This is a genomic window from Gemmatimonadota bacterium, from assembly GCA_040388625.1.
In the GTDB taxonomy this organism is placed as follows: domain Bacteria; phylum Gemmatimonadota; class Gemmatimonadetes; order Gemmatimonadales; family Gemmatimonadaceae; genus Fen-1247.
Genome location: JAZKBK010000002.1, coordinates 39,296 through 52,331, shown reverse-complemented (window position 1 = coordinate 52,331; position 13,036 = coordinate 39,296). Strand labels below are relative to the sequence as shown.

Annotated in this window: 11 protein-coding genes; 3 read left to right on the top strand and 8 right to left on the bottom strand. The window is 61.0% G+C overall.

Features of this window, described 5'->3' with window-relative positions:
* Positions 1–122: 122 nt before the first annotated feature.
* Positions 123–1,556 (top strand): peptidase dimerization domain-containing protein, encoded by a 1,434-nt coding sequence (locus tag V4529_03930; protein ID MES2357471.1) that lies wholly within the window; start codon positions 123–125, stop codon positions 1,554–1,556.
* 34 nt (positions 1,557–1,590) lie between these two features.
* Here V4529_03930 and V4529_03925 read toward each other — a convergent pair whose 3' ends face one another.
* The 8 genes from V4529_03925 to V4529_03890 form a co-directional block, all read right to left on the bottom strand.
* Positions 1,591–2,976, bottom strand: coding sequence for a sialidase family protein (locus V4529_03925; GenBank protein MES2357470.1), 1,386 nt, complete (start codon positions 2,974–2,976; stop codon positions 1,591–1,593).
* 81 nt (positions 2,977–3,057) lie between these two features.
* Positions 3,058–3,519: a hypothetical protein gene (locus V4529_03920; protein MES2357469.1), complete on the bottom strand. Its 462-nt coding sequence runs from the start codon at positions 3,517–3,519 to the stop codon at positions 3,058–3,060.
* On the bottom strand, positions 3,516–6,020 hold the full coding sequence (ctaD, locus tag V4529_03915) for a cytochrome c oxidase subunit I (GenBank protein ID MES2357468.1): 2,505 nt from the start codon (positions 6,018–6,020) through the stop codon (positions 3,516–3,518). Before ctaD ends, V4529_03920 begins: the two co-directional genes overlap by 4 nt.
* A gap of 19 nt (positions 6,021–6,039) precedes the next feature.
* Entirely contained in the window at positions 6,040–7,065 is a 1,026-nt protein-coding gene (coxB, locus tag V4529_03910; protein MES2357467.1) for a cytochrome c oxidase subunit II, read from the bottom strand.
* A gap of 5 nt (positions 7,066–7,070) precedes the next feature.
* Positions 7,071–7,655, bottom strand: coding sequence for a c-type cytochrome (locus V4529_03905; GenBank protein ID MES2357466.1), 585 nt, complete (start codon positions 7,653–7,655; stop codon positions 7,071–7,073).
* Entirely contained in the window at positions 7,655–9,607 is a 1,953-nt protein-coding gene (locus tag V4529_03900) for a PQQ-dependent dehydrogenase, methanol/ethanol family (GenBank protein ID MES2357465.1), read from the bottom strand. Before V4529_03900 ends, V4529_03905 begins: the two co-directional genes overlap by 1 nt.
* Before the next feature lie 8 nt (positions 9,608–9,615).
* On the bottom strand, positions 9,616–10,551 hold the full coding sequence (locus V4529_03895; GenBank protein MES2357464.1) for an SMP-30/gluconolactonase/LRE family protein: 936 nt from the start codon (positions 10,549–10,551) through the stop codon (positions 9,616–9,618).
* Between the two features lie 3 nt (positions 10,552–10,554).
* The gene (locus V4529_03890) at positions 10,555–11,289 is read right to left on the bottom strand and encodes a hypothetical protein (GenBank protein ID MES2357463.1); all 735 of its coding nucleotides are present in this window, start codon (positions 11,287–11,289) and stop codon (positions 10,555–10,557) included.
* 203 nt (positions 11,290–11,492) lie between these two features.
* On the opposite strand from V4529_03890, the gene V4529_03885 reads away from it, so the two are divergent.
* Positions 11,493–12,425 carry a GntR family transcriptional regulator gene (locus tag V4529_03885; GenBank protein MES2357462.1) on the top strand — a complete coding sequence of 311 codons (933 nt, stop codon included), beginning with the start codon at positions 11,493–11,495 and terminating at the stop codon, positions 12,423–12,425.
* Positions 12,426–12,600: 175 nt separating this feature from the next.
* The gene (locus V4529_03880; protein MES2357461.1) at positions 12,601–13,008 is read left to right on the top strand and encodes a hypothetical protein; all 408 of its coding nucleotides are present in this window, start codon (positions 12,601–12,603) and stop codon (positions 13,006–13,008) included.
* The last annotated feature ends 28 nt before the right edge of the window (positions 13,009–13,036 follow it).

The window sequence follows — 13,036 nt, the reverse complement described above, 5'->3', positions numbered from 1 at the left end:
GGTTTTGTTCGGGACGGAACTTGCCTCGCACGCGGCGAAGCGATGACGGCCTTTACCGCTATTGACGTCGATGCACGTCTCTGCCACATTCGGGCACGTTTCCCCATTTCCTCTGCCTGCCAATGCGCATCCTCCCGTTTGCCTCGCTCGCACTGCTCGTCCCATTTGCCCTCAGCGCTCAGGAAACGCCGACCGAGCGGGAATCGGCGCGCGACGTCGTCCGGCAACTGGACTCGCTCGAGAGCTCGCTCAAACTCCCTGCACTGGTTGCGCGGCTGACCGGTCCGAACGCGGCCCGGGATCAGGTCGTGGCTCGAGCGAAGCAGTTGATGGATACCGATCTGCTCGCGCTCGGCGACGACATCACGCGACATCCGGAGATCGGCTTCGAGGAGAAGCGCTCCGTGCAGTTGCTCACCGACTACCTCAAGCGACACGACTTTACGGTGCAGATGGGAACGCCGGGACTGCCGACCGCGTTCGTAGCACGCTACACGAAGACCCATGGTGGACCAAGTCTGGGCGTCATCGTCGAGTATGACGCCCTGCGCGGAACGAAGGGCGCATTCCATGGCGACCAGCACAGCACCCAGGGACCGATCGGTCTCGCTGCAGCGATCGCCGTCGCGGAATTCCTTTCGAAAACCGGAACACCCGGAACGGTCACGGTGTTCGGCACGCCGGGAGAGGAGATGATGCCACCGAACGCGAAGACCGTGATGTATGAGTCGAAAGTCTTCGACGGAATGGACATCCTCGTGCGAAGCCACTCGTCCAGCGCCACGACCCGTCCTGCCGCCGGATTTGGCACGTGCTGCATGAACATCGACGGCGTCAAGTACGTATTCAGCGGCGCCCCAGCGCACCAGCTCACGGCATGGAATGGGCGCAACGCACTAACTGCTGCGATCCACCTGTTCAACAACATCGACGCCATGCGCAGCAACATGCGTCCGGAGACGCGGATCCAGGGCGTCATTACCGAAGGTGGCACTGCACCGAACGTCGTACCGGATAGAGCCGTCGCCGATTTCTACGTTCGCTATCCGGACGAAGTCTATCTCGCGCAGGTGTCGAAGATCGTCGACGACGCCGCGCGCGCCGCGGCTCTCGCCACGGGAACGAAGGTGAAGATCGAGCACTATGGGGCAGATCGCGATGGCATCGGCGTTGGCGCACTCAACGAGGTTGCGTTCGCGTACATGAAGAAGTACGGCGCCGTTGGTGTCGTACCCGAGCCTGGAAAGCCGCAAGGCTATGAAGAGACCGGGAGCGTTTCGAGCGCCATCCCCGGGGTGGGCTTCCAGGCCCGGACGTCGAACGCGCCAAATCACACGTACGAGATGGAAGCCGACGCACTCACCGACGTCGGCCACAAGGGTTTCGTAGTCGACGCACAGGCGATGTCAGCCCTGCTGTTCGACTTCGCGACTCATCCGGAATACCGCGCGACCGTGAAGCGCGAGTTCGATACGATTCGCGCGCTCCATGGCGAGTATCTGAATGCGCTTCGGAAGACTTACGTGGTGCCCAACGTGCCCACACCGGAGCAGTGAGTGTCAGGCGCGATGCACGATCCGACGCCTCCGCTTATTTCACTCCGTGAAAATCTGCCGTCCCCACCCTGAAGATCGTCGGTGTGCGTCTCACCGTCGGCGCAGGCCGATTCGGATTCCCCTCTACCTGATATCCTTCCGGCGCAGCCTCGGCCCAGACGCCGTACACACGTCCGTCGTACGCGACCATCCACATGTAATCGCCGAGGCTCGCGTTCTCACCGGCGAATGAGCGATCCGACCAGTCGTAGTTCCTGAAAGTCTTTCCACCGTCGGTCGAGCGCGCGAGTGTAAGGCGGGTGTTCCTGTTGTTGGGATCATCGCGACGGTCGTAGAACTGCACGTACACGTCACCGTTGACGGGATCGACCGCCATCCACTGGAAGAACTGATCGTTTCCGTCGTGAATCGGATCGTCGTTCACGCGCATCGCTGGCGTCCAGGTCTTGCCGTGATCGGACGAGCGTGAGATGAACACATCCACGTCGCCATTTCTGAAATCACTCCACGTCACGTACAGTTCGCCCGACTTGCGGTCCAGACTTATCTGCGGAAAGCCCATCGTTCTCGCGACGCCCGGAACACCGCCCGTTCCGCCGAAGTAGGGCGGTCCAACATCGATGATCGGCCTGGACGGCGCGAACGTCGCACCTCCGTCCTTCGACACGGCGAGCGTGATGTTGAGTCCCTGATTCCAGACGATGTACACCGTTCCGTCGGGCGCGACGGTTCCGATGATTCCGACCACCGATCCGTTGTCGTCGCGCGGATAACCTGCGATCGTGCTGATCCGCACCGGTTTGGACCAGGTGGCTCCCTGATCTGTCGAGCGCGAGTACAGAACTATGGAATTCTCGAGACCCCACTCGATCCACGCGTAATAGATATTGCCGCGATGCGGACTCTTCTCGTTCTGGTCGGCCCAGATACGCGGCATGTCCTCGAACTTGATGTTGCTCTCGTGTCCCGTCCACGTCTTCACGCCTACTGGCTTCTTCCACGTCTTTCCGCCGTCGGGTGAGCGCACTACCCAGACGCCATTTTCGGTGGCGCCGTGGGCCCAGTAGGACGCAGTCCCGAGCTTACGGAATGCGAGATATGAGAAGTAGAGGTTGCCGCGGTCGTCGAAGGTCATCGACGGATCGCCGCCAGTCGTCCCGCCTTCGCCGGCCGGATTCACCGTGGTGAAGGTGCGGGCCGAATCGGTGGAATAGGCCAGCAGCCCGCTGCCGGCTGTGACGGCTATCTGGTTGGGGCTGTAGTGATTGATGGCGATCGAGGGCTCGCTTCCGGTCTTGCCCGTTGGTGTAACGGTGACGATTCGGGCACCGGGCGCGCGCGGGAGGGACGACTGGGCCGTAGCACCAACGGGTGCGATCAGCAGTGCGACGGCGATGATACGGGAGGCGGTCACGGTCATCTATCGATTCCTCGTTTGGATCCAGGTATGGATAAAATATACGATTTATCACACCCGGCACGCCAACGTATCGCGCCGTCATCAGCATGGCTTGATTACCACGATCGCGGCCACATCCACGAGAATCGCCAGCAGGAATACCGCGCTCGTCATCACGCTCGACACCGCCATGAACCGTGTGCGCCCCTCACCGGTATCGAGTGCCCAGTGCGTATCGCCGCTGATTTCCCCGCTCGTGCGTCGCCAGTTTCGCATGGACACCAGGCCCGCTGCAACGCCAACGATCACGGCAGCACACGAGATGATGATCAGTGACACATACAACGTTCTGGCGCCCATCGTTGGAGTCGACAGCGGTACCATCCTGGGGTAACACGCCTGTGCGGCGATAGCGTAGATCGCGATCGTGAACACACTCCACGCAATCGGGCCACCGCCCAACCCGAACCACAACGACGCAAGGCCTACGGTACCGCGTGATGGCGACGGATGGTCCACGCTGCTCCCGCCGAGCGTCGGCGCCGCATTGTTCCGCGTACTCATCGTACGTGCGGCAGGACGTACAGCGACGCGAAGACGCAGATCCAGACCACGTCGACGAAGTGCCAGTACATCGTCACATTCGCGATGGCGAGCCATCCGCTGTTTCCTCCGTGCGCCGCGCGGCGCGATCCACGCACCAGGACAGTAACGAGCATTACCAATCCGGCAAGCACGTGCGCTCCGTGAAAGCCCGTGATCGTATAGAACAGTGAGCCATACGCGTCCGTCGTCGGTCTCACTGTCGCGAGCTTGCTGTGAAACTCCGCCGCCTGGATCACGAGAAATACAATACCGAGCAACACTGTGAGGAGCATCGCTCCACGCAGGCGTGACGGGCGTCCGTTCTCGCCCTGTCGACGGCCGTACTGAAGCACGATGCTACTCACTATGAGAATGATCGTGTTCGGCAGCGCAAGACGAAGATCGGGACTCGCGCCCGGCCACGGGTTGATCGAAGATGCCGAGAGATAGGCGTAGCTTGCGAGCAGATATGCGAAGAACGCGGCTTCGGTGGCGATGACGCACGCCATTCCCCACCACGCTACTGAGTGATATCCCTCGCCGTCTACCGGAAGCATTCCGAACAATGTCTCCACGGTCTCGTGCTGCCTTGCTCCGGACCGGGGACTGAACCAGGCAATTACGGAAATGGTTGCGATCAGCAAACCGGTCGCCGTCCAGACAGTGGACGGCCACACGAGCCCAAAGCACGTCAACGTCAGCGCTATCGCAAGCATGAATGGCCAGATACTGTCGGACGGCATTTTCATCACCACATCCGGCTCGGCGTCCAGTGGAGTTATCCCGAACGTCTCGCGTCCCGTGTCGAGCAACGGCCCGTTGCCCAGCACGCTGTGACCGCCCCCCTCTTCGGGGAGCCGATCCTCCCACAAGGGGTGCCGACTCGCGATCACCGGAATCGTCGCGAAGTTGTATGGCGGTGGCGGTGAGCTCACCGACCATTCCAGAGTCGGCGCATCCCACGGATTGTTGCCGGCCAGCACGCCATGTTTCAGTGAACGAATTGCGTTGATGATGAAGAGCAGTACGCCGATTGCAAAGAGATACGCGCCGATCGTTACAACGAGATTCGTCGTACTCCAGCCAAGCCCGGAGTCATAGGTGTAGATGCGTCGTGGCATTCCCATGAGGCCGAGCCAGTGCATCGGAAAGAACAGAACATTCACTCCAACGAACATCGTCCAGAAATTCCAGCGCCCCAGTCGCTCATCGAGCATCCTGCCAGTCATCTTCGGAAACCAGTAGTAGAATCCGGCGAATACAGGAAATACGTTGATGCCGACGAGTACGTAATGCAGATGGGCGACTATGAAATACGTGTCGGTGAGTTGCCAGTCGAACGGGACAGCGGCTGTCATCACGCCGGAAACACCGCCGATCGTGAACAGCAGTATGAATCCAACCATGAACAGGAACGCGGTGGTTCGGACGGGCCGGCCGTACCATATGGTCGCGAGCCACGCGAACACTCCAACCGCGCTCGGTATCGCGATGATCATGCTCGCACCGCCGAAGAACGCGAGCCCCAATGGCGGGATTCCGGTCGCGAACATGTGGTGCAGCCACACTCCGAATCCCAGCACTCCCGTAGCCATGGTGGCGAGCGCGACAAAAGTGTAACCCACCAGTGGCCGCCGGCAGAACGTAGGGAGTGCATCCGATACGATTCCCATCGCCGGCAATACGATCACGTACACCCAGGGATGTCCGAAAATCCAGAACAGATGCTGCCAGAGCAACGGTTTGCCACCCGACGCGGGATCGAAGAAGTGCGTGCCGTAGCGTCGGTCGAGATACAGGAAGATCAGGGCTACCGACAGCGACGGCAACGCGAACAGATTGACGATCGACGCGGTGAGCGTTCCCCACACGATGATCGGCAACCTGTTGAGAGACATTCCCGGTGCACGCGTCTTGAACAGCGTGACGATGAAATTGGCCGATCCGACGGTGGTGGATATGCCGAGAAGCAACAGCCCCAGAGCGTAGAAGTCGATATTGCGACCAGGGTCGAAAGCGCGCTCCGCGTACGGCACGTAGTCGAACCAGCCCGCATTTGGCATCTGGCCGTTGAACACGCTCGAATAGATGAACAACCCCGCACCAACGAACAGCCAGTAGCTCAACGCGTTCAATCGCGGGAATGCCATGTCGCGCGAGCCGAGCATCAGCGGCCACAGGTAGTTGCTGAACCCCGACAGGATTGGCGCGGCGTACAGAAAGATCATCGTCACGCCGTGCACGGTGAAGAGCTGGTTGTATTGTTCCGGTGTCAGCAGATGCAGGTTCGCGGCTGCCAGCTGCGCGCGCATCGCGGCTGCCTCGAGTCCGCCGAGCAGGAGAAAGACGAATGCGGTCACCAGGTAGCGCTTGCCGATCGTCTTGTGATCGACCGACGTCAGGAACCCGCGGATTCCGGGCGGCGTTTCCCAGGTTGCCTGGAGAGAAGTGGTCACGGCCGGGTCGAGCGTTGCTGCCACGTTGTGCTCCTTGCGCTCGTCAGTGAAGCGTCGTGAGATAAGAGACGACGGCGGCTACGTCGTCGTGGCGGAGGTCCATCCTGGGCATGAGCACGCCCGGCTTCATCGCCTGCGCATCAGATACCCATCGCATCAGATTTGCCGGTGTGTTGTCGATCAATCCCGCGCCAATGGTCTGCCGGCTCGCAATGTGAGTGAGATCCGGCCCGACACGTCCCAGCGCGTTCGTCCCACGAACCGTGTGGCATCCGCTGCACGTCGCAACGAAGACGGCCTCGCCATGAAGCACGTTCGGCGGCAGAGCTGCATTCGGCGGTAGCGAATTGGCACTGGTGGCGCGCTGCGCCGCAGCCCATCTGTCGTACATCTTCTGCGGTTCCGCGGTGATCGCGAAGGCCATGTGCGCGTGCTGCAGGCCGCAATACTCTGCGCAGGCACCCCGATACGTTCCGCTGCGATCGGCTCGCATCCACGTCACGTTGATCTGCCCGGGGATGACATCCATCTTGCCAAACAGCTCCGGAACCCAGAACGAGTGAATCACATCCTGCGACTGGACTCGAATTTCCACCGGGACTCCCACCGGTACATGAATCTCGTTCGCCGTAACGAATGCATCGCTCGGCACCGAGTCTTCCATGCGCACTTCCCACCACCATTGGTGCGCTGTTATGTCCATGGTGATCTTCGGCCGTGATGGCGCGTGCGCCGAGCTGGCGAGCGATACGACAGTTGCACCGAACGCTCCCAGCAGGATCACCACGGTGATCGCGAGACCGACGTAGATCCAGGACAGGCCAGGTACTATCTTGACGCGAGGTGTACCGTCGGACGCATTCCGTTTAGTAGTGCTGTCCGGATCCTCGCGCTTTCGCAGCACCGCAACCACGAGCAGAATCGCTATGACTACCGTTACAGCGACTGCAATGATCGTGAGTGCCCAGCCGAGCACCGCCTCGCCGCCGGCTGGAGCGCCGGCTGGGCGCATGTAACTCGGCGCATGCGAGTCGAGCCGCGTTTGCGCTATGATGTATGGGAGTGACATCACGTCTACGGTTCGCTCTGGCGGCCCTTCAACACGCCGGTTGCGGTGTCCAGTGTGGTGCCGAGGTTGCCCTGCTTCCCCTGCTCGGCAAGCGCCGCTGGAAAACTGCCGCCCAGGTTCTGAACATACGCGGTGAGCTTCCATAATTCGTCGCTCGTAAGCATCGCTCCCCACGCCGGCATTCCCTGCGGTCGTCCTTCACTTATCGACTTGTATATCTCGGCAGGCGATCCGCCATAACGCCAGTACGTATCGGTGAGATCCGGACCCATGCCGCCTCTGGCGTCGTAACCGTGACACGCAACACAGTTCATGCGAATGAAAAGCTCACCTCCGGCCTCGATCGCACCCGTGTTGCCCTCGTAGGGATTCTTGATAGAGGTGAGAAGCGTGTTGCGCGTGGATCCCGCGAGATCGCCAAGCGCAACACGTGCGAGAGTGGAATCCTTTGGCAGTGGAATGCCACCAGTGGATCCTTCCCGCAGCAGTTCAGGCTGCCCCTTGCACGCCTGAACGCTGCCGATCAACAACGCAATCGCCGCGGCGCGAAAACATGGCGCGCTGCGAAAAGCGAACGCATGGATAGTCATCAGCGCTTCCCCTTTGCTTGAGCGCCATTACTGGATCCGCCACTCTGTGATCCCTGAACGCCCGGTGCCGACGTCTGCCCGATCGCTGGTACGGCCGAGTCGAGCGCGAACGTGTAGAGCGTTCCACCGCGCGCAGGAAATCCGGGCATCGCCTTTGTAACCATCGCAGCCCCGCCAACACCCGCCAGTACGGATACGTATTGATGTCCGTCCGGTCCGCGGAACGTCATCGGTGCGCCAATGATTCCGGAGCCGAGTTTCTGAGACCAGAGGATCTTTCCCGTTCGCGCGTTGACGGCGCGAAACCAGCCGTCCACCGTACCGTAGAACGCGACGTCGCCGCCGGTTACGAGAACGCCACTGTACACCAGAAATTTCTCCGGAATGCCCCAGACCTTCTTGCCGGTGGATGCGTTCCATGCGATGAACTCGCCGTAGTTTCCGCCGGGCCCCACGTGGCGTGTCATGTCTGCCCCCCAGTACGGAGTGCCCGCGATGTAGCTCACTTCGCGTCCCTTGTAATCCATGCAGATGTTCTGCACTGGCACGTAGAACAGACCCGTGCGTGGCGAGAACGCCGCCGGTTGTTCGTCCTTGACGCCGATATCAGCGGGACAGATGTCGCGCACCCAATGTCCCGGCACCTCTGTCTTCTTCTCCGGAACGACTATTGGCATCTTGGTGACCGAATCGATTCCAGAAGCCCAGTTTTCGTGACCGAACGGACTTGCCACCAGTACTTCGCCAGTCGCGCGGTCGATCGTGTACGCGAAACCGTTACGGTTGAATTGCACCATCACCTTCCGCTGTTTTCCGTTGATCGGAAGGTTTACGAGAATGTTCTCGTTCACGCCGTCGTAGTCCCACTCGTTGTGTGGGGTGAACACGAACGCCCATTTCGCCATACCGTTATCCGGATCGCGGGCGAACACGCCGCTGGTCCAGAGATTGAGCCCGGGGCGCTGCTGCGCATTCCATGGTCCCGTGTTGCTCGTGCCGGCGTAGATGAGATTGAGGTCCGGGTCGTAGGTGATCCATCCCCACACCGCGCCGGCGCCGTTCTTCCACGCGCCCGCGGGCCACGTAGTCTCTCCCAGATTTTTGCCCTGCATCCACGAGTAGAACGGCTTGAAGTCGGGGCCGATCTTGACGAGCGAATCCGGACCCGTGCTCGTCGCCTGCCAGTCGATCTTTCCCGTCTTGAGATCGAGCGCGGTGAGCGAGCCAAGCACACCCATCTCTCCGCCGCTGTTGCCAACCAGCACCTTGTCCTTCACGATCACCGGCGCCATCGTCATCGTCACACCCTGCGTCACGTCGTACACCTGCGTGCGCCACACTTCCTTCCCCGTCGCGGCGTCCACGGCAACGGTGTGACCGTCCAGCAGATTGTAGATGAGCTTTCCGTCAGCGAGCTGCCATCCGCGATTCACCACGTCGCAGCACGCCTTTCCTATCGCGATCGGCGAGGGGTTGGGTCTGTACGTCCACTTGATCGGTGCGCCGGGCTTGGTGAGGTCGAGTGCGTACGCGATGTCCGGAAATGGCGTGACGAGATACATCGTGTTGTTCGCGACGAGCGGCGTCCCTTCATGACCGTGCAACACCCCATCATTGAAGCTCCATGCAATTCGCAACGACGAGACGTTGTTGGTATCTATCTCGGCAAGTGGACTGTATCGCGTATTGGCGTAGTCCCGCCCCTGCGTAGTCCAGTCGCCGTCCGCCGGAATTCCCCATCCCGGGCCGGTTGGAGCTGTTGCGCCAGTCACGTTCTCACCCGCGGAAGTGCTGGTGGCGCTTGGTGCGACCGCCGATACACCCGATGAATCACCCGCGTCATTTGCGCGGCGACCAGGATATTCATGAGTAGTGCAGGCGGTGACAGCAACGCCCGCGAACGCCAGAGAGATCAGCGAGCGGAACGCAATGCGAATCGAGGGATTGTCCACTGGCTGCATCACCTCAGAGAGAGAAGGTAAAGCTTGTTGTCCTGCATCGACGTGATGGCCAGTTTGTCGTGCGTTGTATCGTAGGCAACACCTGCTGGGGACGTGATGCCAGTCAACACGGCCTGAACCTTCCCGTCCGGCTCCATCCTGTAAACGGTCTTTGCACCCCAGCTGCTCACTATGTACGACCCGCTTGGCAGCTGTCGAAGACCATCGGCCTGTTTGCCCGGAAGCGTTGCAACCACGCGGTGCGTGCCCGAACTGGAGATCGCTTCGACGCTGCGTCCCTTGAACGTTGCGTAAAGGATTCCGCTGTCGGTGACGACCAGTCCATCGGGACCCATCAGACTGGGACCTTTCGCGATAGTCGCGGTACGGCCGTCGTGGTATAGCCGGTAGATCGCGTCGTGGTCCGCGCTGTCGGGCTTTCCCGCGTCGGGGCCCGTATCGGTGACGTATACGCTTCCATCGGAGGCGAACGCGACGTCGTTCATCAACTGACCTGGTACCATGCGAACGCCCAGCGCTGCGCCTGTGCGACGATCGAAGAAGCGCACCGCTCCCACGTCGGCTACAGCGAGCGTGTCTCCGTGAATGGCGAGGCCTTTCGGAGCATCGAGCCGCGTGGCTGCGTGACTTCCGTCGATCCACTTGAGCTGGAGGATCTTTCCGTCGGGTGCGACGCGGCTGATGAATCCGTTCGCATCACGCGCACGCGCGCCTCCATTGATGTTGGAAACCAGGTACACATTGGACTGCGGATCGTACACCAGGTTCTCCGGCGACGAGAATCCAACACCAGCGATGGTGACGACGCTGCTGCTGTTGACGCTCACCGGCTGTTGCGTACGAGCCGTTACGGGTCCGAATGCAAGCAGGATTGCGGTGGCGATTGCAGGCGCTGCGGTGATGCGCGGAGCGACAAGATATGAGTGAATTGGCATTGTCTATTTCGATGCGAGTGGGAATACGAGCCCGACGATCAGCGACGCCGAGTGCACGCCGGTCAGGAACACGCGCTCGCCTTTGGGAACCTCGTCGCCCGCTTTCGGCAGGCCCGTTGCTACGTAGTCCAGCAGCGTGGAAAGCACGACATCGTGCATGTAGGTTTGCGTCGGCAAGCCTGCGAACAAGGACCAGTTCGCGGCGAGCCCGAGATCCAGCTTGTGCGTGTACGCCCCAGAGTCATGCGGCCGCGCTGCGCTGCTGTACAGATCACCGATGTGCGCGTCCACGCCGAGCCACCCGTTAGTGTCCCTCGCGTCGACGATGCCAAGCGAGATGCCAGCGCTGACGGTTGGTGCGTTCGCGCGCACCTTGTCGCCGATGTCGCTCGCGCCGTACAGGGTGAACGGATTCCGCTTTTCGCTGGCGTTGGGGAGCCACTGCACGCTGCCGTAAAGCGAGAGCCGCTTGATCGGCGTCGATGCTCCCGCCGCGAAAATGAGCTCGAGATTGGTCGTGGACGGCAGCCGCTGCACCGCGCCGGTCGCGAGTGTGCGCGTGGTCGGGTGCGAGAAGAGATGGTTCTCGATCATGGCCGGCTCAACGGAGATCGTCGGCTTGCAGATGAAACTGCAATTGCTCTGCGCCGCCGCCGGCCGTGCGACGACCAACGCCGCGCTCCCCACCAGCAGGACAGACAAATGCCGCAACGCGAGATGCGTTTCCGTACGGCGCAAGGTTGCTTCTCCCCCTTCCGGGTCGAAATCCGGTTATGCGAGCGATAGCATCATGTCATCGCCTCCTCGTGCCAACGCATAGGGAATGCCGTAATGATGCAGATGATATGGCCACAAGCGTCGATTAGTCGATTTATCGGGCACATGATATGCCGCATAAATGGCAGGGTCCTGTTTAAACACCTGATCATCCCCCCTTTTTTATGCGACGAAGAGACGACGTTCTGGCCAGGCTCAGAGAGCGCATCACGAACGGAGTCCACTTCGGACGCATCGCGAACGGGGACCGCCTACCCAGCGCGAGGCGCCTCTCGGGCGAGTTGGACGCTGATCCGCGCGTGGTCACTGCCGCGTATGGGGTTCTCGAGCGCGAGGGTATGGTCACACAGCGTCCTGGCGCGCGGGGTTACTTCGCGTCGATTCGGAGGGAACCAGGCGGTCGGTCGATTCCGACCGCGGAGTGGCTGGTGCCGGTCCTTGCAGACAGCATCGGACACGGCATCCCCGTGAGACAGTTCATCGACTACGCTCGCAGCAGTCTGGAGTCGGTGCACTTCCACGTCGCCTGCCTCGAATGCAATGACGATCAGCTGCGATGGTTGTGCGGGGAGCTGGAAGACGATTACGGTTTTGTGAGTCACGCCGTCAATACCCAGACTCTGGCTGGCGAGCCGGCCGACAATCCCGAGATCGAGCGAGCAGAAATACTCGTCACCACGTCGGCACACGCGCTCGAGGCGCATGTTCTCGGAGAGAGACTGCAGAAGCCCGTAGTACAGGTCACGTTGAAGCCGGAGCTCATCGCCGAAGTGACGGAGCTGCTGAGCAAAGGCCCGCTTTACTTTCTTTGCACCGACGAACGCTTCGTCGGCAAGTTGACGGAGCTCTACGACGGCCTCCCGAATGCATTCAACATCCGCAATGTGCTGCTGGGCCGCGACGACCCGCAGGACATCCCGAGCGGAGCGCCAGTGTGGGTGATGCGGCGCGCGAGCGAACAACTTGGCGGCGTACCATCGCATATTCGCCCGCTGAATACAGCGCGCATATTCTCCCGCGAAACGCGAATGGAGCTTCTGTCGTATCTGGTTCGCGCGAACCTCACTGCCTCCGTCGCACCGCGACCGGCCGATTAGCCTCTTGCTGCCCAACGGCGACTGACGGGAAGCGGGGCAAGAGCTGACCCCAAAAAGAAAACTGTGGTGAACCGGGCCCCGTTCACCTATACTTGCTCGCCCAATTGATGGCTCCGGCGGCGGGCCCGCCTACACCGTCTTTCCTGTGGAGTGATCCGAGATGAACCAACGTCCGATGAGGTCCGTGGTTGTCGTCCTGTCGCTTCTTGTGCTCGCAGGTTGCTCGGCTGGTGTGAACGGACCCACGACGCCGAGCGGCGTCGCGCAATTCAATGGGTCGTACAACTTCTTCTTCAAGTATCCCAGCCCATCCGGCACCGCGTCGCGCACACTGACGCGGTATCTCTACATCAACGGCGGCGTCGTTACCAGCAGTGATGGGCTGTCTTCAGGAAGCGTGGACCACTTCGGCGCCATCCGGTTCCAGACGCCATGTCCGATCAACAGCAGCACGGCCACGTGGACTGGAAACATGAATGCGTCCGCGCAGTCCGGGTCGAACTTCGGACAGGGCACTTACACATGCGGTATCGCGATCGGCGGTGGTTCCCTGGACTCCTGGCAGGCCACCCAGACGCCTTGAGCGCACATGGCGGGTCTTGCTCCGTGCC

Excerpts from the sequence above, each read along its gene's own strand:
- V4529_03930 (MES2357471.1), top strand. The coding sequence starts at position 123 with ATGCGCATCCTCCCGTTTGCCTCGCTCGCACTGCTCGTCCCATTTGCC.
- V4529_03925 (MES2357470.1), bottom strand. The coding sequence starts at position 2,976 with ATGACCGTGACCGCCTCCCGTATCATCGCCGTCGCACTGCTGATCGCA.
- V4529_03920 (MES2357469.1), bottom strand. The coding sequence starts at position 3,519 with ATGAGTACGCGGAACAATGCGGCGCCGACGCTCGGCGGGAGCAGCGTG.
- coxB (MES2357467.1), bottom strand. The coding sequence starts at position 7,065 with ATGTCACTCCCATACATCATAGCGCAAACGCGGCTCGACTCGCATGCG.
- V4529_03905 (MES2357466.1), bottom strand. The coding sequence starts at position 7,655 with ATGACTATCCATGCGTTCGCTTTTCGCAGCGCGCCATGTTTTCGCGCC.
- V4529_03895 (MES2357464.1), bottom strand. The coding sequence starts at position 10,551 with ATGCCAATTCACTCATATCTTGTCGCTCCGCGCATCACCGCAGCGCCT.
- V4529_03885 (MES2357462.1), top strand. The coding sequence starts at position 11,493 with ATGCGACGAAGAGACGACGTTCTGGCCAGGCTCAGAGAGCGCATCACG.
- V4529_03880 (MES2357461.1), top strand. The coding sequence starts at position 12,601 with ATGAGGTCCGTGGTTGTCGTCCTGTCGCTTCTTGTGCTCGCAGGTTGC.